Below are 20,683 nucleotides of genomic sequence, written 5' to 3'. Positions count from 1 at the left end.
TTAATTTTTACCCGTACATACAGTATTGACACAAAAGAGCAATAAAATTTTACATGAATACAAAAAAGTGCCTACAGAATAGACCTGTAGGCACATCACTTTTCGTGTGTCACAAGCTCCACCTTCCTTCTCATTTAACGCTTACGAGGTTAGCTGTCGGATTCGGACCTTGAGTAGCCCTACCTTTAAAGGATTCACCCCTTGGGTTTAGTAATAACCCACAAAAATGGTTCCCCCATACCTAATGGTTTCAGCGATTTAGAAATTGAAACTTTGATTATAATACTCCTGTGATCAGCAATTGTAAATGGATTTTATGCAAAAAAAATTAATACTCAGGAAAACGGATAGGTTAGAAATGAAGATATTATTCATGCTTTAGAAAGATATTTTTAAGGACTATCGCGTAAGGGCCGTCTTCATAAAATTTTGAAAAGGGGCTTCTCTATTCCTATTTCTTCTACAACTAACCTGCCCCGATAGTTCCATAAGAAAAAGAGCTGCTAAAAGCAACTCCCTTATTGAAGTAAAGCAGTTGTTTATGACTTATTAGAGCTAAACAAATTGTGCGAATGAAGTAAGTACCACGTTAATAAGTATTTGAGATAAAAATCAGTCTAAATCATAAAACAATCAAATGTACCCAATAAAATAAATCCAATTATAAGAGCAAAGTATTTAAGTATTTTAATCTTGATAATATTATGGATTTTTCCACCATCCTGCATTCCTGCGGTATATCTTGGGCACTCTCATATATTGAACACTTTACTTTTTATCCCTTATTAATAATTATGTAACTTAATTGGTATAAAACATGCTACAAGAGGCAGATTTTTATTATACTAATCCTTAGTTATGTAAATGATAGTAATAAAGGGTATATATACAGCCGTTAAACGGTTAACATGCATCATTTGAAGGGAGAATAAGGATCTGATTACATACTGGATCATTTTATTGGCTATCGCGGTAGGGATTGTTTTTATAGCAGAAAAAATGAATCAACCATATCCTACATTTCTTGTTATTGTTGGATTAATAATAGGGATTCTACCTATTCCCGGCTTGTCTGAGGTCAAGAGTTATGCTGCAACTGACACTGTATTCCAAACTACAGTCATTTTAATCTTTTTATCAGCCCTATTAGGAGATGCAGCGCTTAAACTTCCAATTGATGAACTAAATCGGAGTAAGAAACCTATCCTATTATTATCATTTGTTGGAACATTTTTGACGTTTTTAATCGTTTCTTTTCTAATGTACTTTCTACTGAACCTTTCTCTACAACAAGCGCTAATCTTCGGAGCACTGATGGCTGCCACCGATCCTGTTTCAGTCATTAGTATTTTCAAGGCTATGGGCTTGAATAAACGGTTATCCACTATTGTCGAAGGAGAAAGTTTAGCGAATGATGGAGTAGCCGTTGTATTATTTAAAATTTCACTTGTAACGACTGTTTTAAGTATAACAGGCACTTTGGAGGCTTCTATTGAGTTCGTAAAAGTAGTCAGTGGAGGTATTCTTATCGGTGGAGTTTGCGGATTTATTGCTTCCCAAATTACGTCTAAAATCGACAATTATTTGGTGGAAATCGGACTTTCCATGGTTCTCTTTTACGGTGCTTTTGATATTGGGGAACATTTTCATGTTTCAGGTGTAATTGCAGTAGTGACAGCTGGTTTAATCCTCGGGACCTACGGAAAAAATATCGGGATGTCTGACCTGACACATGAGAAAATGGATTCCTTTTGGGAAATTGTTGCCTTCCTCTCAAATGCACTCATTTTCTTATTGGTAGGGTTAGAAATCAGTAGCATTAATTTTTTAGATAAAGGATGGTTGATTATTGGGAGTATTCTAATCGTACTATTGGCTCGATTTGTTGCCGTGTATATCAGTCTTGCTTTTGATAAAAACATCCCTACTTCCTGGAAGCATGTAATTGCATGGGGAGGATTAAAAGGTTCTCTTTCTATTGCTCTTATATTAAGTGTTACACCGGAGTTTGAAGGGCGGGAGCTGCTTTTAGCGATGACTTTTAGTAATGTTGTATTTTCACTATTAGTTCAGGGAACGACACTCAAAAAAGTAGTAGCTTTAGTTGGCGTGAGATAAATATTTTTTGGATAAAAGATATATAATAAACGTTTTAACTACAGTGATTTAGGAAAATGGTTATGTTATTTCCTTGTTATGGTGGGGCTATAGGAATAAATTCCAGAATTATCTCCTATTGGTCGTGTACTCATTATTTTCAAAATGTTTGCAGGGAGAATTAGACCGCTGACATAGCGCTGGATTTACTGGGAAACTGATCCCTATTGGACCTATTTTGAATCTAATTCTGATGTTGGTGTTAGAATGGGACCTCTGACAATGGTGCTTGCAATTGCTATTTATTCAAATGATAAGTCAAAAGAGCATATAATTATTATGTTCTCTTTCTTTGTGACTTCTTCCACTAGCCTGCCCCGTTGTTGAATATAAAAAGAGCTGAAGATCAGCTCCTGGTAATGAAGTAAAGCACCCGTTACTTGAATTAGAAATTTAATTAGCTTTTCTTGGTCCTCTTAAAAAATAAATAACCAAAAACACCTAAAATTAATGCCATACCTCCGAAAATAATAACTTGATATATAATATCCCCTAACATAACCTGTTCCTCCTATTCTAAATAAACATTTTCCTAAATCTATATACGAGATTTTCCCTAAAAAGGTTTCAACTGGTAGTTTGATTCTAAAAGTCTTATTAAACTAAACTGCCCCGATAGCTCCATAAGAAAAAGAGCTGATCGTGATCGTCACAGCTCATTAAAGCTATAGTACCTTTTAGTTGAATTAATCAAGTAACCTTCTATTGATAAATACGTACACAATTGTTAATAAAATCAACATAGCAATTATAAGAACCGTTAATTCATAAGGATAGTCAATAAAACTATTGACAACTACTAACAATCCTAACGGTAGAAAAAAAGTTCCACCTGTTACTGTACCTAATAAGGACTTATTTTTTATCATCTTTTCATTAAATCCTGCTAATAACCAGGTTTGCTTTTTCACAGCTACTAAGTACGACACAAGTAAAAGAGCTATACCAATTACCAATAATCCATAATCCACCTTTTCACCCCCAAAGGACACTTTATTTCCTGCTACTTTTTTATACGAACCAAAAAGGTAAAAGTTCCCTTTTCTTCAACTAACCTGCCCCGTTAGTGTATTAAGAACAAAATAAAAAGGACCCTCGGTCCCTTAAAAATACTTTCTATACAAGTCTCTCCGCATTGCACCACTTAGATATGCATAAATTTTTATGGTTTCACTTTTTTCATGACCCATTAAATTTTGAATCACTTCTAGAGGCGATCCATTATTCACTAAATTGGTTTATGTCCTTTACCTAATACAATTGCAGATTGATTAGTGAAATTGATTGAGGTCCTATCAAGAGTTATTGCTTCACCAATTCTGCATCCTGTTGAATACATAAACTCAAATAAAGCATTTTCGAATGTTGTATGACAAGCTTCCCGCAAATGTTCAAATTCCTCTTCAGACAAGTATTTTGGAACCCTTATTTACCGCCCAACAATGATGTTCGTGAACAAGGAGTTCTCGAACACTTTCAATATCTATCCATTTTATAAATTGGTCAGTTTCAATTGGTTCTTGTATTTTATCTAACAATTTTGCCAAGTAAAAATATCCGTCATTTATTAGTGGTTCATTTTTAGTGGATTGAAAATATCTCTTTGCATTGCCTATAAAAGAACCTATCGACACTTTATAACCCGTTTCTTCTAGCATTTCTCTTTCCAGACATTCTTGATTACCTTCATTATTTTCAATTCCACCACCAGGTAAAAAATAATGTCCTTTGGAATTTTTGACAGTTAAAATTTTATCATTTTCAGAATTGAAAACTATTGCATAAACACCTTTTCTTATTTGATAATCAAGACCATCAATTTTTTCTCCAAAAATTTTAACCATTTTCCCACCTTCTCAGTAACTTATATTTCCATTTTCGTTGTTGAACTAACTGCCCCGCAGAAAAGATTGCCTCAGCAACCTAATTATTGAAGTAAGTACCTGTTTTTTTAAGGTGAAGCAATATTTTTCATTTTATTAATGTTCCAGCTTTTGACTGATAAGCTCTCAATGACTTCCTTGTCCAGTTCGTGGATAAAAAAATAAAAACCCCCACTGTATAGGGGAGGTTTACTGGGCGCAAGACACTAATCTCATAGTCGCTTTGAACACTGGACTTACTAAATAATTTCTTAGTATACATCACAACGGTGTAGGAGTATTAATTTGTTCGTCAAAATTTAATTCTAAAAGTTGTCCAGCGTGAACTAAACCAGATCCAAAACCGTACATAAGTACTCGATCTCCATTTTTAACTTTTCCCTCACGGATTCCAAGATCAAGAGCTAAAGGAATTGTTGCAGCAGAGGTATTTCCAAAGTTGACTAAGCTATAAAGGGTTTTTTCAATCGGGTATTCTAACTTTTCGCAAATCGGCTCTATCAACCTTAAATTAGCACTATGAGGTATAAACCAATCAACTTGGTCTAGACTCGTTTGCGTCTTTTCTAAAATCTGTCTTATACTAACGGGAACATTCCTTACAACCCATCGAAAAACTTCTCTACCATTTTGTACAAGATATTGAGTATCGATTAACTCAATCCCATTGACCTTTTTTGATAATCCAGGACGATAGACATGTTGTGCTCCTCTCCCATCACTTCCTAGGTGGAATCCAATAAAATTATTTAATTGTTCATCCCTTTCAACTAATACTGCACCAGCACCATCACCAAATAAAATACATGTACTTCTATCGGTATAATCTGTAATTTTTGAGATTGTGTCTGCCCCAATAACTAGTACTTTTTTGTGATGCCCAGAAGAAATTAAACTGTGTGCTGTATGTAATGCATAAACAAATCCTGCACAAGCTGCACTTAAATCTATGGCACCTGTTTGGGATATATTTAATTTGTCCTGTATGATACTTGAGACAGATGGGAATGGAAAATCTGGTGTGCTTGTTGCCACAATAATCATATCTACATCTTCGACTTTTTTATTATATCTGTGCATTAAATCTTCTACAGCAGATACACATAAATCACTGGTAAATTCATCAGGACGAGTTATTCTACGTTCATGTATTCCTGTTCTTTGAATAATCCACTCATTATTTGTTTCGACCATTTGTTCAAGCTCAATATTTGTTAATTTTTTTTCGGGTACATATGTCCCAATAGCTGTTATTCTTGCCCCTATCATACGAACCACCCCACATTTTATTAGAAGTTAGTATTAACACCTGGTACTAATTATAACAATTTATATTATTAAAAATCAATTTAGCTACCAAGTGTTATTCAATTTCCGACCGATTGATGAATAACATGACAGGAGTTTTTAAATAACATTATTGTAAATAATGCATTTTTTTAAAAATAACCTCAGTATTTGTCTATCAACACTGAGGTCATTTTATTATCCTTGTTGAACTAACCTGCCCCTTTAGTTCCATAAGAAAAAGAGCTGCTACAGCAACCCTGTTATAAGATGTAAAGCACCCGTTAGTCTAGTATATTAATATTTATTGCTTGTCATCAGTTTCTTCCGTATTACCCATGTTTTTTTGATTTTCACTAATATGATTGGCTATAAATAAAAGTAAACCAAAACTCCCGCCAACGAGTACCCCGAAACCTGAACCAACAGCTACCCATTCCAAGGCGTAAAAAACAATCACACCGAGAAGAACATATGAAAAAACAGTATCTATCTTTATCAAATCTAACCTTCTCCTTTACTGCAATTTAAATTTCATATCATTTGCATTTTGACTAATTAGCTACATAAGGACAGCTTAAGCATGATATTGTAGCAAAAAGTATTCTACCGTATTAAATGACCTGAAAGTAATCTAACCAAGCAAAGGTAAATGGAATGGACAGATAATACATGTTTATTAAGCACCCTAAAATCATTACGTACTTTATGAATCTTTTCTTAATAAGAATTCCCAAAAATAGTCCAATTACCGGTAATAGAATAACTGCTATTTGTATCGTTATATTAACGAAATTGTGCATCCCCCAAGGACTAACATTCATCTCCCTTTACTATGGATGTACAAAAATGTTCCTGATAAGATCCAAATTAAAATAGTAATAATTATATATATTACATTTCTCAACTTTATCTCCCTTTAAATTTGAGTCCCAAATCTTCTAGTAAAACTTTAACACATAATTCCATTTATTTAGTTAAAAATTTCCTGTTTTTTTATCCTACCCCTTTTACTCCACGAAAAAAGGCTGCCGAAGCAACCATCCTTATTACTGTGTCTAATCAATTCATTTTTCTAATGCCATATTAACGGCTTCAATGGCATGGATTACAGCCGTATTAAATAATGGCACTTCTGAATCCTCTGGTTTTATTAGTAATCCAATTTCTGTGCAGCCTAGTATTAATCCTTCCGCTCCATCATCAACTAACCCCTTGATTACGTTTTTGTAATAATCTCTTGATGATTGTTGAATTTTCCCTAAACATAATTCTTCATAAATTACTTTATTGATGACTTTTCTATCCTCATCAATTGGTATCAAAACCTTGATACCATTAGACTCAATTCGTGTTTTATAAAAGCATTGCTCCATCGTATATTTAGTGCCAAGTAAACCAACCGTACTGATTTTAGACTTTTGAATTTGTTTTGCTGTTGAATCAGCAATGTGTAAAATCGGTAAACTGACTTTTTCTTCAATATATCCAATCACTTTATCCATCGTATTTGTACAAATTACAATCATTTCGGCACCTGCCTTTTCCAAAGAAAGAGCCACATCGCCTAATAATTTACCGGAGCTTTCCCAATCCCCGTCTGCTTGGTAGCGTTCGATTTCTTCAAAATCCACGCTATATAAAATGCACTTGGCTGAATGCAATCCTCCCAATTTGGCTTTTACTTCTTCGTTAATGATTCGATAATATTCTAACGATGACTCCCAGCTCATACCGCCAATAAGACCAATAGTTTTCATGAATATTCCCCTCTTCATTTGAAAATAGCTTACTTATTAGTCGAAAAACTCCATATGTGCTTTTTCTTTTTTGTAGTAATCTATTCTATTTTGTAAAGTACCTGTATGAAACTCAAACTTATGACCATCAGGATCAGTGAAATAAATGGATTTCCTATCTTTTTCATCTCTTGGACGACCTGACAGGATATTTACATTCAATAGCTTTAGTTTCTCGTACATGTTCATAAAGTCAGCTTCTTCTATGGAAAAAGCGATATGTGTGTATGATTGGCTTATTTCATTACGGGGAATATCTTTTTCTACATTCAGGGCAAGCCACATTCCATTCAAATCAAAATAGGCAGTGTTTCTCCCCTTAACTAACAATTTAGCATCAAAAACTTTTTGATAAAATTCTATGGAACTCTCTAAATCAGAAACTGAAAATAAAAAGTGATTCACACCTTTTATAGACACATAACCACCTCATATTAAGATTGCCTTTTATTCGCCATTAGACGCTTATAGAGAGGATACCCGAACATGTAATACCCGGAAAATGACAGCAGGATTAAGGATAAACCGGTCATTGTGAGGATACTGTATCTATACCAATCGCCAAAGAAGGATCCATCATGCAAAGTAATCAGGAAAGTCGAGTAATCTGGATTTGTGGATAACACTTTTCCTGTACTTACATCTATTTGAACACCTTGACCGTTATTAAAGCGAACCTGGTACACATTTGCACTTGGTCTATATTCAATTCTAAATATATCTTCAACCGAGTCCGCACCTGGAAGATCCTGAGACGTAGCAATGGACACGACCTTCTCCATAGGTATCGCTTGATCTGGACTCGCCTCTTTCCCCGTCCTTAACTCATCAGCCACTCCGAGTGGTATCATATAAACAAGCACGAGGCCTGTGACTGCGATGAACATAAAAAAAACGGATAAAACCAAACCAGTCCATTTATGTATTTTTCGGCTTAATTGATACAACTTTACAGATTTCGACAATTCCATCACCCCTTGACTACTTTTCAAAATAAAATTTTCTTCATAACCACCCTATCTTCATTTACAACATAATCATTTTTCAGATAAAATGCTTCTGCAAGACCGTCATTAGCCGTTAATAAATATAGACTTTTAATCTCTCTCTTTTGCAGTTCATCTTCTAAAGAATGAAGCATTTTTGAGCCATGCCCTTTGCCTTGCAATTCATTATTCACACAAAGCTCTGCCAAGTAATAAGTTAAACCTTGATAAGACACCTTACTATTTCCAGCAACAAAACCAACAGGATTTTGATCAACATGAAATAAAAAGCCAAGAAATTTAGGCGTATGCAATAAGTCGGAAAGTCTCTCTTTAGCCGTTTCATATGTCCATCTTTCATTCCATGGTTCACGATTAAAAACGTTCATGTAGAGTTCGATACATAGCTCCAAATTTTCCGATGTCAGTGGTACCATTTCTGTCATTTTCACGCTTCCCTTCTATTTTCATTAAAATTTTGTATATTAATCCAAATTATATATTATCTTTGTTGAACTAACCTGTTCCTATAGGACCATAAAAGAAGAGCTGCCTAAGAAGCAGAAAATACCTGAAACACCAGACAACTACAGAATCATGAAGGAGAATACAATGAGCAGATTAGATAATTATGAGGTTTTAAAGAGAAATATTACAAAGAATAGGTATTGTAAGTGCTATTCTAGGCAGCATTAAGAATGCAGTCAAATGTGCACTTTTTCCTATCTCGTTCCTTGGTCGTTAACTGCCATTTATTTATCAGGGGTATTAGGAGTCTCGACTTTGGATTTTTTCCCTTATGCTTATCAAGCCGTCTTAACACCTATTCTTGCAATAATCTACGCAATAACGGGATTTGCAATATTTAAGGAAAAAGGAAACTTGAATGAGGATAAAGAAAATCCAGAAGAAAAACCGTTTATGCAGAAAAAGATAAGCAATGAATAAAAAACACTTTAGCTGACAGCCCTGCCTTACAGATATAATGGATTCTATGAAAAAAAGGTCGACCAGTAACTTTTACTGGTCGACCTTTTTTCATTAAGAATATTGTAAATCCTTGTAATTTGATAACTGTTTCACGAATAAAACTCTATCTTGATTTTGTCCGTCATAGTCAGAGTGAACTGAAACACCATCAATTATTTTATCTCCCTCTTCAATTTCAAATCCCAGCTTGCTATGATAGGCAATTGAAGATTTGTTGACAGGAGACGTTACACAACGGACAACATTGCGGCCATTTTGATTAACGACATTAAAAAATTGATTGTATAAATGTCTTCCGATATCGTTTTTTCTGTATTCAGGATGCACTCCGACAAAGTGAATATAAGCCTCATCAGATTGAGATTGAGATAGAATCCCTATTAGGAAACCGACTATTTTTCCTTCCTTTTCGGCTATGAAACTTGTATTTGTAAAATGATCAAAGAATAATTTCGGCAACATATCAGACATTTGCCTTCCGCCCCACCATTCATTGATTAGTGGAGATATTGCATAGTAATCTGACCCTTTCACTGAACGAATTTCCATCCTTCTCCCCCTTTAATGATGTAAAAATCTATTTAAACTAATTTTATCATTAAGGTCATTTTCACGTTATTAATTCTATAGCTAACCTGCCCCACATAATGAAAAAGCTGCCTTAAAGACAGCACGGATCTTTCGCTAACGCACCCTTTTGTTCAAGTACAATTATTCACATTCTTGTTTGTGCTTTTTCCAGTCTGCTCACTGTATTTGAGAGATGGACTGGGGAACAAAAAAATACAGTTTATTTGTTAATCAATAAATGCTGTATCTCTATTATGATTAACTTTTTTGGTATGACAAATACCAAGATTTAAATATTTTTATATTTAAGCCTTGAAATGAGAAATCATCTCCTGCATAAGAATGGATACTGTAGTTATCAACCTCGTTTTAATTTCCAATTCTTTACATCTCCTAAAAAGCTATAAATTTTTAACATTCACTCACCATTTATATCGGAATTTCAGCTCATTTATGAAGATAAAAACCCTTTGTAACAATAAAAATAAAGCTGCCTATATGGCAGCTCACTCTTCAACTAATATAGATATAATGCTTACCTTTACAAACACTATGGGCATTATCCTTTATGAAAAACTCATAGTTAGGATGACATAAAAAAAGTATTGGCACCACCATCGCCAAATACCATGATAACCCGCTACCCCCACTGATATAATAGTAATAAAATATGCTAAGTCATGGATAAGCTGAAAGCCAACTTTCTGGTTTTGTCGGTGGAGACCCCAATCTATGCTACATATTTTCCGAGATCTTTCGTTTCATTAATACCTCATTTCCGTACATGTCTCCCCAATCTCGCATCAGGTAAATAATAGGTTTTAATGTTTCTCCAAAAGCAGTAAGGGAATATTCAACTTTTGGAGGAATCTCGCGATATATTTCACGATGGACAATACCATCTTGTTCCAATTCCCGAAGTTGCAACGTTATCATACGTTTTGTGGTATAGGGCATAAGTCTCCCTAATTCGTTAAAACGTTTAGGGCCGGAAATTAAGTTATATAATATGATCCCTTTCCATTTGCCTCCTATCACATCTACTGTAACTGCAACAGGACAAGCAGTGGTATCGGGACACTTTTCCGCTTTAAATTCCTTCATATTGACACCCCAATCTTTTTAAGTATCAAATTGTATACTATATTACAAATTTTATCCTATTCAACAAAAATGTGCGTACTTTTAATTTTATATTATATAAAGTATCATTGATTTTGCAAGTAAAGACTAAATATTCGTACTTTTCATACCATTTAAAGATGTTACTATCAAAAAATCTGCTTGCTTTAATTCATCCTAACCATGAATAGTGACGAGACATTTTCCCATAAAAAAATAAATAGGAGTGATTTGAGTGAAAGCACAAATTATTCAATCATTTGGTGATCCATCCGTATTTCAATTTAAAGAGATTTCAAAACCCGAATTAATACCTGGACATGTACTTATTCAAGTCAAGGCTTCAAGTGTAAATCCTATTGATACGAAAGTCCGTGCTGGAGCAGTTCCGGCCGTTGCCCCCGAGTTTCCAGCAGTTTTACATGGGGATGTGGCAGGTTTGGTATCTGCAGTGGGTGAAGGAGTGACTGAGTTTAAAGTTGGCGATGAAGTGTTTGGATGCGCAGGTGGTTTTAAAGGGACTGGCGGTGCACTTGCGGAGTTTATGCTGGCAGATGCTGATTTACTTGCTCACAAGCCGGAAAATTTGACGATGGAAGAAGCCGCTGCTTTACCTCTGGTTGCCATTACCGCATGGGAAGCTTTATTTAATCGGGCAAATCTTGTCCCTGGACAAGATATACTGATCCATGCAGCCACAGGCGGTGTAGGACACATTGCCATTCAGCTAGCCAAATGGGGAGGCGCGACAGTCTATACAACTGCCTCTTCGCAAGAGAAGCTGGAAATTGGCACGCGTCTTGGTGCAGATGTAACTATTAATTATCGAAAAGAAAGCGTTCACGATTATGTACAAAAATATACAGACGGAAAAGGTTTTGACGTTGTGTTTGACACGGTAGGTGGAGAAAACCTTGATCGCTCTTTTGAGGCAGCCGCGGTACATGGAACAGTAGCAGCCATTGCTGCTCGTTCCACTCATGACCTCTCCCCCGTGCATTCAAAGGGACTCTCCCTACATGTTACCTTTATGTTGTTGAAGATATTAAACAAGGACATGCATAAGCAATATGGAGAAATTTTGAAGAAGGTTGCCAGTGTGGTTGAGGAAGGTAAGCTGCGCCCGCTTGTGGACCCAAACATGTTTACGTTTGAAGAAGTCTCAAAAGCCCATGAGTACTTGGAGTCAGGCAAAGCGATAGGAAAAGTTGTTTTGAAAAATAATTGGTAATTTTATTTCAATGTTCATTCAAAAGCAGACGATACAGTGAGAATCTCTATAGATCCTCACTGTATCGTCTGCTTTTATTTTATTCCACTGATCTATACTTCAAGAAAAATTCATTTAGTTCCTAAGAAGTTTACTTTTGCCGACTGTTAATATCGCTTCTGATGCTGGGTACTCTTTATTTTACAGAAAGAAAGGTGAAATCGGTGCGCTAAGCATGGAAACCTTTACTTCATCTGAGTGTGAAATAAAAACCAGGTACTATTTGGTTTAAATGATAGTTAAAAGGGAGAAAAGGAAAAAAAGATGAGGTGATAAAATGATTTATCTGGAAATAGCAATGAAGCTTGGGATTGGGCTGGTTGGACTCCTGGCAGTGACAAGACTTCTTGGCAAAAAAGAAATGTCTCAAGTGACTCCTTTTGATTTTATTTACGCTTTAGTATTAGGCGGCATTCTAGAAGAAGGCATTTACGATGAAAAAGTGTCGATTTGGAAGATTCTATTTGCAATTTGCCTTTGGGGAATTTCTGTTTATATCATAGAGGTCTGCGCTCAAAAAAGTGATCGCATGAAAAAATTGCTCAAAGGACAACCTTCTTTGATTATTCGTAATGGCGAATTGGATATTAAACAAATGAAAAAAAATCATCTGGATCTTGAACAGGTTCGAACCATGCTGCGGAAACAAGGTGTGTTTACTCTCCGGGAAGTGCGTGATTTATATCTTGAGCCTGGCGGGGACATAAGTGTAAAGCTTCATACTAAGGCAGGAAGCGTCACACCGGATATGCTTGGCCTCGATCCTGTCGATGAAGCCCCTTCTATCTTAATAATTGAGGAAGGCCAAATAAAAGAGGAAGAACTTCAATCCGTGAAAAAATCAAAAGAATGGCTTCTGGAAGGGCTTCAGAAAAAAAATTATACAACAATAGAGGATATCCTATATGGAGAATGGTCAGAAACAGATGGATTCTTTATACAGCCATATTCCCCAAAAAAGAAAAAGCTGCCTTAAAGGCAGCTCTGATCTTTGTTAACTTTTTATTAAGAATTCCAGCAAATCTTACTGGACACCATTACATAACCGACCGATATTCTCGACTTCAACAACGACTTCATCCCCCGACTTGATCGTGCAGCTGCCAGATGGTGAACCCGTGGCCAAAATGTCACCGGGCTCCAGTGTCATTACCTGTGAAAGCCAGCTGATTAGAAACGGAATGCTTAGAGACATTTCATTGGTATTTCCGTCTTGGACAACACGGCCGTTTAAAGTGGTCACAATCCTTAAATTTGTTGGATCCACCCCGGTAACGATGCACGGTCCCAAAGGTCCGAATGTATCAAATCCTTTGCCCCGCGTAAATTGTGGATCTTTTTTTGTTAGATCTCTTGCTGTGACATCATTAAATATCGTGCAACCAAATACATAATCAAGCGCATCTTCTTCTTTAATGTTTTTTCCGCGCTTTCCAATGACAAGTGCCACTTCCCCTTCAAGTTCCACTTGGTTGGATAGCTCGTTTGGAGGAAGGATAATATTCTCCTTGTCTGCAATAAGCGAAGATAATGGCTTTAAAAATAGAAATGGTTCAACAAGATTTGCCTCTCCCCCAGTTTCCTTCGCATGACCAGCATATGTCCAGCCGAAATTAACCACTTTCGAAGGTTTTACAGGTTCCAAGATTTTCACGTCACTATATTTCAGCTCGACCCCGTCATACTTTATTTCCTTGTTGACAAGTTCAGCAAAACTGCTGGACAGTTGTAATATCATGTCATCCTCAACAATACCGTAATGTATTTTGCCCTGTTGATTCTGATAGCGAACTATTTTTTGTGTTTTTTGTAGCACATGCATTATGAATAAACTCCTTTGATGATTAAGATTACCACAGATCATATAAAATCCGGTTCTACTATACTATAACATGCCTGTTCTTTTACGTGAAAAAAGAGCTCTCGTCGCGACTCACACTTCACCTAAACCGACCTATAGTTAATTAAGCTTAAGTTATTTAACTATTTATTTTATGGAACCTACAATTTATATGTAATTTTATCTGTGTATTGCCTTATAAAGGCCGCAATAAATATTCCGATTGGTAGACCTAGTAAACATTCCCCATGAAATGTTTACTTAATTTTATACATACCTAAAACCAAGCCAATCTTCACAAATCAAAGTCTTGGTGCTTATTGATTATCTCAAAATATCAAAACTTTTGTACTGGTAATTCGTCCCTTATTCAGCTAACCTGCCTCGGTAGTGCCATAAGAAAAGGTAGCCTCGGCAGCCTTCCTAATTGAAGAAACAACCTTAGTTTAAGTCATGAAGTTGGTTTTTTATCTTGAATGGTTTTGTGTGAAAATCCAGTTATAACAGTGGTAGGAGTTAACTCTAGAGTTATAGTCTCAAGCCCTACTTCGGATGTTTTTTTTCTGTTTCCACTTCTAATTCATTATAAAGTGAAACTCTTCATCCTTTCCTATTCTTCTTATTTCCATTATTCTTGCACTATCCAATTGGAACAATTATAGATGTTTTTTACTTTTAACTTTCATTAGAAAACCAAGCTTTTTGGAGTAACAGGATCCCCTTATCTATTTTTTCTTCTGAAATTCCTCCAAAACCTATCATAACTAATGATGGTTCAATTTCTTTTTCATTTAGACAATAAAAAGATGGGTCGTAAACACTTACACCAAATTTTTTGGCTTTCTTCACTAAATCTTTTGTAGACATATTATTTTTAATTCTTACCAACAGATGAAGCCCTGCATTTTGTCCAATTATTTCTATATGTCTCCCCATATTTTTATTTAATGCATTTATAAGTGTTTGATGTTTTTTTTGGTAAACTTTTCTCATTCTTCGAATATGACTTGTAAAATGTCCTTCATTCATAAATATATATAATCCCTTTTGAATAATAGGTGAAACGGATTGATTGTAATTAACATACGTATGATTGTATACGTCTATTAAGTTTTGTGGTAAGACAATATAACTTACTCTTGCAGCAGGAGAAAAGGATTTAGAGAATGTTCCTAAATAAATAACATTATCTTCTTCATCTAAAGCTTTTAAAGAAGGGATTGGTTGACCTTGATATCGGAATTCACTGTCATAATCGTCTTCTATGATATAGCTACTGTTTTGATTTGCCCACTCCAATAATGACAATCGCTTTTGAATGGGAAGCACCATTCCATATGGGAATTGATGAGATGGCGTAATATAGGTTACTTTTGTATCTATCTTTTGTAGCTGTTCTATATCTATACCATCTTGTTCAAGCCGAATAGGTTTTATTGACCATCCGTGGTTATTAAAAACTGTTTGAGCCACATCATAACTCGGATTCTCCATAGCAACCGAACGGTCTCCGATAGAAAATAATTGGATAATAAGGCTGAGTGCGTGCTGAGTGCCAGAACAAATAACTATTTGCTCTTCAGAACAATTAACTCCTCGTGACTGAAATAAATAATTCATTAATTCTCTACGTAAACCAATGTCTCCCTGTCGTTCTCCTGGATTTAACAATAAATCAGGTTCATTTGTCAAAGCTTTAGTTAAACAACGCTTCCAAATATCGTGTGGGAAAGAGTTTACATCTATATCTCCGTATTTAAAATCATACTCAAATGTTTCCGCCTTATTATCCAAGAGTACTTTTGGTTTGTGTTTGATTTCTTGTAATATAGAGGATAAGACAGGTTGCTCTAATGGGAGTACAATTAGACCAATCCTGGCTCTACTTGCTACATATCCTTCTGCTACCAATTGTTGATACGCACTGTCTACTGTGTTTTTGCTAATTTTTAACTGACCTGATAAATAGCGAACAGAAGGTAAAAACGATCCCTCCGGAATGTTACCATCTTCTATTTTTTGCTTTATATATTGAAATAACTGCACATAAATTGGAACACCATTGTTCTTATCTAATAAAGGAATAAATTCTAACATATTACCTCCTTCTGACCTCATTTAGTTTTTATAAACTGTGCCTTTTATAGGTATCAACATTGTAATAAACTCTGTATATCCACCGATTGACTTCAAAAGCTTTTTGATTAAAGACATGTATTAAGGGAAATTTTAAATTCAATCATTTAAGCAAACATGTTATGACAAGGTTTACTATTTACCTGTTATTGTGTGCTAGTCTAAGGTGAGACTTTATGAGTTATTGGAGTTGATTGACATGTTTGGTATTCATGATTTTACTTTATTTTTAATATCTTCACTAATTTTTATAGCGACACCTGGTATAGATGCTATGTTCGTTTTAAGTAGAAGTATTTCAAACGGAAGAGCAAGTGGTATGGCTGCATCTGCGGGTATTGCGACAGGTGCATTTGTACATACGATACTTTCTACTATCGGCTTGTCTATTATTTTATCCCAGTCAGTTGTTTTATTTACGGCTATTAAAATTATAGGCGGTATCTATTTGATATACATTGGGATTAAATCTCTTCTCAAGAAAAGTGAAGGAGTAAGTTTAAACAATGTGTCTAATGTATCTAATAAGAAACACTTTGTGCAAGGTGTTATAACAAATGTTGCGAATCCTAAAAACATTCTATTCTACTTGTCATTCTTACCTCAGTTCGCATCAACAAATAATGGAACTGGATCATTATCATTTCTATTATTAGGTTCAACATTCGCTGTAATAGTGTTAGTGTGGTATGTATTGGTAACATACTTTTCGACTATAGCAACCAAGGCAATTAGGGATAACAAAGCCTTCAACAGTATTCTTAATAAAATTTCAGGGGTAGTTTTTATAGCTCTGGGGTGGAAATTAATAGTCGCTAAACCTAATTAAGTTCCCCTTTAGGTTGAAGATAAAGATACATTGACTGGTTATAAAAATTTACCGGTATTATATAAAATATAAAAACAGAACTTATCCTATACTTTTTCCATCTAAATAATGGGTGTTGCATTTTAACTATCGGTGCTTGTGTTTATCAGATGGTCGCTCAAACACCCATTGTAATTTAACATAGTGTTATGGTTAAAAGAAACATTAAGTTTATAACCCTTTTAATGGAAGTGGGGTAACTTCTATTTGAATCGAAAAATTATTAATTAAGCTGTGGAAAACCGAAGGAATATAATTGGAACAGAAAAAAATATTGACGGTTGATGCTCTTGCTGAGGATTGGAGAAAAAGACTTTTAAAATTGTTATGATTCTATTGTTCTGTTTCTGAAGTTTGGTGTATACCTTAATGAACTAACCTGCCTCGTTAGTGGCATAAGAAAAAGGCTGCCTCAGCAACCTTCCTACCTGTTTGATTAAGTGGATAACTTCACATTTAACCCTGATATAGGAGCATAAAAGTATGTATTGCAGCTATTATGTATCTGTACTTATTTCCTCCCATTCTTGATCCATATAATTTACTAGCCAATTAAGAGTGTAATGCCTTTCATATACAACGCCTTCATCTAGAGATGATGGAACTTCCAAATGATTTATTTGGGCTTCTCGTACCGCCCAATGTGCCCTATAAATAAAGTCAAGACTATCTAATATATCACTGGTTGGTTTTAAAGTGGATTCATCAAGCAACTCTTGTTTAGAATGAAGAGAAAAAACCGTCTCAAAAACATATTCAGCATTGCACGTATCGGCTGGAACATCTATATCGGATATTAAATTTACAGACCAAAGCAGAAGCCAAATACATTCTAACTTCCACGAGTATTGGATCAGCTCGTTCTGATTAGCGTGTTTTTTCTTTAAAAACTGTTGTTCTTCTTTTGTGAATAATTCATTAGCATTATACCTTTCAATAAATTCCTCAATTTTTTCTGGCGGAGCCTCCATGGCTTTTGCTGAGACTATTGCTAATGAAATAATTCTGTTTATAATTTCTTCTTTTGTTCTAAGGGAAACTTCTTCTTCATTTTCCGTTAAGGGTAAATGTTTATTTATTGGTACCTTTAGGGTCTTTAATATTTTTTCGGATTGTTTTTTTCTCTTTTTCGAACTTTTCATTCCGCACCTCACTATTATCTGATCCCGCTTCTTTAAAATTACTATTAGAAAAACTTTCCACAGACCGTATTGTAACATGCTACCCAACTTTCCTGGGCATTTAGTTGCATAAAAAAAGCTTCAGCTCCGATCTTCCGTTAAAGCACCCGTTCGTTCCAGAAGGAATATTCGTCTAAACTCCCCTTTAGTGAAAACCACTTTTATTTCCCAAAATAAAAATAGTGCCAACTTCTCTTTAATAGAAATTAGCACTTCGGTTTATTCACTATATGTTATCGTGCCGCTTTAGGCGGTTGGCACACATCACATTTACGTTGGTTATTATTTTTGAATTTCTTGAATGTTTTTTCAAAGTTGCTGCCACATGTACATTTAAATAGTAACTTTTGAGAAAAACCGTGATATTCCGTCGTCAGCAACTTACTTTCCGAATTATTCTCAACAAATTCTTTAATTTTACCAATCGTCCATTGTTTATTCATTCTCTTACACCTCCATATTTTATCGCTATGCGGAGGCTTTTTGGCATCCGTTCAGAAACAGTAATTATCGTAAGCTATTCATTATAACATGAGCTGGCACTCAATTAAACAGATGGATATATCTTAAATCTGCCCCATTACAAAAAGAAAAGAGCTGCCTTAAAAGACAGCTCCGATTTTTCAGCTAAAGCACCCGTTCGTTCATTAAGAAACCATGTATGGAACAAGTTCAAATTATCCATCCATTGAAAACCATACCCAAGTTGATAACAATGTGAAAAACTATGGATGGATATATACTATCGGACTTTAAAACTACGATTGCATAAAAAAGCCCACCAAAAGAAAAAAGTAAGCTTATTATTACAGGAATTCCAATTGGTATATGTAGTAGCCCGAATCCGATACTGGTTATTACGACAGCATAAAAGGTGGAAACATTTCTTTTTAAACTAGATAACATAATACCTCTCCAAATTACTTCTTCAAGTGTAGCGTTTATGATGGCAAACAATATACCGAAAAGTAATACTGTCTTTAAATCGCTCATTTCTTGACTAAATAATGGTATAAGTATTGTGCTCGATACCATTAGCCCAATAAGTAAAAAATACGGTAATTTAATTGTATGAAACGGCATTGTGATACGCCTGTGCCAATCTGGTAATAGTGCGTAGAAAAATATCTTCTGCTTAGACAACATTAGTGAAATCATCGTTCCAATCATAATAAACATAAGTAAACATCTGTTTATTATGATTTTCATTTCTTTGGATATGTTCCATTCATTGATATAGCTGCTTCCGAGTTGATACACCAATGTACCTAATAAGAAGAAAATAAACAAGGAAACTGATGAACGGTATTTATTAGTTGAGATGTAGAGAATAAGCAAGAATATGAGTGGCAATAATCCCCAAACAAACAACCTATATGAAAAAAGAATAAGACCTGCGAAAAATAAGATTGCCAAAAATAAGAGAAACATATTTGTCCGTGAGCGATTTATGCTAATCCCCCCTTTAAGAAAGCACGATTTAATCGTTTCAGATAAACGTTCGGAATAACTGCTCTTTAGCTGAATAAGTCCCTGAATATACAATACCATAAAAAGTAAATTACCCCTCATGTTACTTAAAATCCACAAGCATGATGAAAAGAGCCTTGAACAAAGATCAAACAGCACTCCTGTAAACTGCCCGATAGCTGCATAAGAAAGAGCTGCCTTAAAGACAGCTCCGATTTTCAGCTAACGCACCAACTTTCCAGTAATTTTACCTAAAAAATCACCTCACCTATAAGAAAAACTAGAGGTGAGATCAATTTCAATAAAATCTTACATAATCCCCTTCTTTAATTTGATTCTTTTCAAACCATCCAAGGTTCACTTCAATTGCATAGTGATAAGAAATTTCTGGATCATAGGTAGGACATATATCTTCTTTACAAGGCTCCATATGAAGTATTTTTAGAATTTCCCCATCTGAATCAAGAAAAGCAATAGATAAAGGAATTAATGTGTTTTTCATCCAGAAGCCACCATATATTTTTACTGGAAACACAAATAACATCCCTTCGTTTTCGGGTAATTTCCCAACAAACATTAAGCCCTTATCTCTTTTTCTTTGAGTATCTGCAACTTGAACGGTTAATCTAGTTTCCCTGTTTCCGCTGAGTATTTTTATCATTTTTGTTTTTATTCTATTTTTCATGTTCACTCACCTTAGAGTAGTATTATAAGCAGGAAAGATATTCAAACGTCTTTTCCCTTAGTAATTAGAAGGAATAAAATTGAAGATAAAACAAAAACAAGAAGAAAAATAACTAAGGAAATCCCTTTTCACATCTAATACTTATTCTATGGTTTTAAATTTAATTCTTCGTTTTCAATAATCACAGCAACAATATATATGAAGATTTGTTCAACTGCCTCGTTTGTTGCATAAAAAAAAGGAGCTGTTGCACAGCTCCTGCTTAAGCCATTTTTATTCTGGTTGGTGCAATTTTTCGCATACTAAAACCATTTTTTCCTCTCATCATCTAGAATGTCTAATATCGCTTGCACCATTAAAGCACGCGATTGTTGAAGAATTCACAACACTAACTATCGAATATTTCCTAATGATATTTAATTTTATCCTTGGAATGTAC

The 20,683-nt window shown here is 34.9% G+C and carries 22 protein-coding genes, 1 pseudogene and 1 riboswitch; of the genes and pseudogenes, 5 read left to right on the top strand and 18 right to left on the bottom strand.

Annotation, left to right across the window (positions count from 1 at the left end):
* Window positions 1–122 precede the first annotated feature (122 nt).
* Window positions 123–266: riboswitch (cyclic di-AMP (ydaO/yuaA leader) on the bottom strand.
* A 694-nt stretch (window positions 267–960) separates the two neighbouring features.
* Window positions 961–2,118: a cation:proton antiporter gene (locus ACIQZD_RS24505; RefSeq protein WP_402907203.1), complete on the top strand. Its 1,158-nt coding sequence runs from the start codon at window positions 961–963 to the stop codon at window positions 2,116–2,118.
* A gap of 436 nt (window positions 2,119–2,554) precedes the next feature.
* On the opposite strand, the gene ACIQZD_RS24500 is transcribed toward ACIQZD_RS24505, so the two are convergent.
* The 10 genes and pseudogenes from ACIQZD_RS24500 to ACIQZD_RS24455 form a co-directional block, all read right to left on the bottom strand.
* Window positions 2,555–2,656: an LPXTG cell wall anchor domain-containing protein gene (locus ACIQZD_RS24500; RefSeq protein WP_402907201.1), complete on the bottom strand. Its 102-nt coding sequence runs from the start codon at window positions 2,654–2,656 to the stop codon at window positions 2,555–2,557.
* A 187-nt stretch (window positions 2,657–2,843) separates the two neighbouring features.
* A complete protein-coding gene (locus ACIQZD_RS24495) occupies window positions 2,844–3,128 on the bottom strand; it encodes a DUF3784 domain-containing protein (RefSeq protein WP_402907199.1) in 285 nt (94 codons plus the stop codon).
* A 132-nt stretch (window positions 3,129–3,260) separates the two neighbouring features.
* Window positions 3,261–3,583 (bottom strand): annotated as a pseudogene (locus ACIQZD_RS24490) (tyrosine-type recombinase/integrase); the annotation flags it as partial.
* The gene (locus ACIQZD_RS24485; protein WP_402907197.1) at window positions 3,561–4,001 is read right to left on the bottom strand and encodes an NUDIX hydrolase; all 441 of its coding nucleotides are present in this window, start codon (window positions 3,999–4,001) and stop codon (window positions 3,561–3,563) included. The gene ACIQZD_RS24485 and the pseudogene ACIQZD_RS24490, both read right to left, overlap by 23 nt.
* A 300-nt stretch (window positions 4,002–4,301) precedes the next feature.
* The gene (locus ACIQZD_RS24480; protein ID WP_402907195.1) at window positions 4,302–5,309 is read right to left on the bottom strand and encodes a ketoacyl-ACP synthase III; all 1,008 of its coding nucleotides are present in this window, start codon (window positions 5,307–5,309) and stop codon (window positions 4,302–4,304) included.
* A 322-nt stretch (window positions 5,310–5,631) separates the two neighbouring features.
* Window positions 5,632–5,829 carry a hypothetical protein gene (locus ACIQZD_RS24475; protein WP_402907193.1) on the bottom strand — a complete coding sequence of 66 codons (198 nt, stop codon included), beginning with the start codon at window positions 5,827–5,829 and terminating at the stop codon, window positions 5,632–5,634.
* A gap of 565 nt (window positions 5,830–6,394) precedes the next feature.
* The gene (locus tag ACIQZD_RS24470; RefSeq protein WP_402907191.1) at window positions 6,395–7,087 is read right to left on the bottom strand and encodes an aspartate/glutamate racemase family protein; all 693 of its coding nucleotides are present in this window, start codon (window positions 7,085–7,087) and stop codon (window positions 6,395–6,397) included.
* A gap of 36 nt (window positions 7,088–7,123) precedes the next feature.
* Window positions 7,124–7,546, bottom strand: coding sequence for a FosM family fosfomycin resistance protein (gene fosM, locus ACIQZD_RS24465; RefSeq protein ID WP_402907189.1), 423 nt, complete (start codon window positions 7,544–7,546; stop codon window positions 7,124–7,126).
* Between the two features lie 14 nt (window positions 7,547–7,560).
* On the bottom strand, window positions 7,561–8,091 hold the full coding sequence (locus tag ACIQZD_RS24460; RefSeq protein ID WP_402907188.1) for a PepSY domain-containing protein: 531 nt from the start codon (window positions 8,089–8,091) through the stop codon (window positions 7,561–7,563).
* A gap of 23 nt (window positions 8,092–8,114) precedes the next feature.
* Window positions 8,115–8,558: a GNAT family N-acetyltransferase gene (locus ACIQZD_RS24455; RefSeq protein WP_402907186.1), complete on the bottom strand. Its 444-nt coding sequence runs from the start codon at window positions 8,556–8,558 to the stop codon at window positions 8,115–8,117.
* 262 nt (window positions 8,559–8,820) lie between these two features.
* Between ACIQZD_RS24455 and ACIQZD_RS24450 the strand changes: the two genes are divergently transcribed.
* Window positions 8,821–9,060: a Na+/H+ antiporter NhaC family protein gene (locus ACIQZD_RS24450; RefSeq protein WP_402907184.1), complete on the top strand. Its 240-nt coding sequence runs from the start codon at window positions 8,821–8,823 to the stop codon at window positions 9,058–9,060.
* Window positions 9,061–9,153: 93 nt separating this feature from the next.
* Here the strand turns inward: ACIQZD_RS24450 and ACIQZD_RS24445 are convergent, their stop codons facing one another.
* Window positions 9,154–9,651, bottom strand: coding sequence for a GNAT family N-acetyltransferase (locus ACIQZD_RS24445; protein ID WP_402907182.1), 498 nt, complete (start codon window positions 9,649–9,651; stop codon window positions 9,154–9,156).
* Between the two features lie 756 nt (window positions 9,652–10,407).
* Window positions 10,408–10,776 carry a winged helix-turn-helix transcriptional regulator gene (locus ACIQZD_RS24440; protein ID WP_402907180.1) on the bottom strand — a complete coding sequence of 123 codons (369 nt, stop codon included), beginning with the start codon at window positions 10,774–10,776 and terminating at the stop codon, window positions 10,408–10,410.
* A 253-nt stretch (window positions 10,777–11,029) separates the two neighbouring features.
* Between ACIQZD_RS24440 and ACIQZD_RS24435 the strand changes: the two genes are divergently transcribed.
* Entirely contained in the window at window positions 11,030–12,025 is a 996-nt protein-coding gene (locus ACIQZD_RS24435; protein ID WP_402907178.1) for a zinc-dependent alcohol dehydrogenase family protein, read from the top strand.
* A gap of 316 nt (window positions 12,026–12,341) precedes the next feature.
* Window positions 12,342–13,040: a DUF421 domain-containing protein gene (locus ACIQZD_RS24430; RefSeq protein WP_402907176.1), complete on the top strand. Its 699-nt coding sequence runs from the start codon at window positions 12,342–12,344 to the stop codon at window positions 13,038–13,040.
* Window positions 13,041–13,088: 48 nt separating this feature from the next.
* On the opposite strand, the gene ACIQZD_RS24425 is transcribed toward ACIQZD_RS24430, so the two are convergent.
* Together ACIQZD_RS24425 and pdxR are read right to left on the bottom strand one after the other, a co-directional pair.
* The gene (locus ACIQZD_RS24425) at window positions 13,089–13,886 is read right to left on the bottom strand and encodes a fumarylacetoacetate hydrolase family protein (RefSeq protein WP_101226022.1); all 798 of its coding nucleotides are present in this window, start codon (window positions 13,884–13,886) and stop codon (window positions 13,089–13,091) included.
* A 693-nt stretch (window positions 13,887–14,579) separates the two neighbouring features.
* Window positions 14,580–16,001, bottom strand: a complete 1,422-nt coding sequence (gene pdxR, locus ACIQZD_RS24420) for a MocR-like pyridoxine biosynthesis transcription factor PdxR (protein WP_402907174.1) — start codon at window positions 15,999–16,001, stop codon at window positions 14,580–14,582.
* 238 nt (window positions 16,002–16,239) lie between these two features.
* Between pdxR and ACIQZD_RS24415 the strand changes: the two genes are divergently transcribed.
* Window positions 16,240–16,869: a LysE family translocator gene (locus tag ACIQZD_RS24415; RefSeq protein ID WP_402907172.1), complete on the top strand. Its 630-nt coding sequence runs from the start codon at window positions 16,240–16,242 to the stop codon at window positions 16,867–16,869.
* 536 nt (window positions 16,870–17,405) lie between these two features.
* On the opposite strand, the gene ACIQZD_RS24410 is transcribed toward ACIQZD_RS24415, so the two are convergent.
* From ACIQZD_RS24410 to ACIQZD_RS24395, 4 genes are all read right to left on the bottom strand, one after another.
* Window positions 17,406–18,050 (bottom strand): DUF4272 domain-containing protein, encoded by a 645-nt coding sequence (locus tag ACIQZD_RS24410; protein WP_402907170.1) that lies wholly within the window; start codon window positions 18,048–18,050, stop codon window positions 17,406–17,408.
* A 272-nt stretch (window positions 18,051–18,322) separates the two neighbouring features.
* A complete protein-coding gene (locus tag ACIQZD_RS24405) occupies window positions 18,323–18,532 on the bottom strand; it encodes a hypothetical protein (RefSeq protein WP_063235826.1) in 210 nt (69 codons plus the stop codon).
* 229 nt (window positions 18,533–18,761) lie between these two features.
* Window positions 18,762–19,640, bottom strand: a complete 879-nt coding sequence (locus ACIQZD_RS24400; RefSeq protein WP_402907168.1) for a CPBP family intramembrane glutamic endopeptidase — start codon at window positions 19,638–19,640, stop codon at window positions 18,762–18,764.
* Window positions 19,641–19,857: 217 nt separating this feature from the next.
* Window positions 19,858–20,244 (bottom strand): DUF192 domain-containing protein, encoded by a 387-nt coding sequence (locus tag ACIQZD_RS24395; protein ID WP_101226024.1) that lies wholly within the window; start codon window positions 20,242–20,244, stop codon window positions 19,858–19,860.
* Between the last annotated feature and the right edge of the window lie 439 nt (window positions 20,245–20,683).

The organism is Peribacillus sp. NPDC096447, from assembly GCF_044762725.1.
GTDB lineage: Bacteria > Bacillota > Bacilli > Bacillales > DSM-1321 > Peribacillus.
This window is presented reverse-complemented; position numbering and strand designations above follow the sequence as displayed.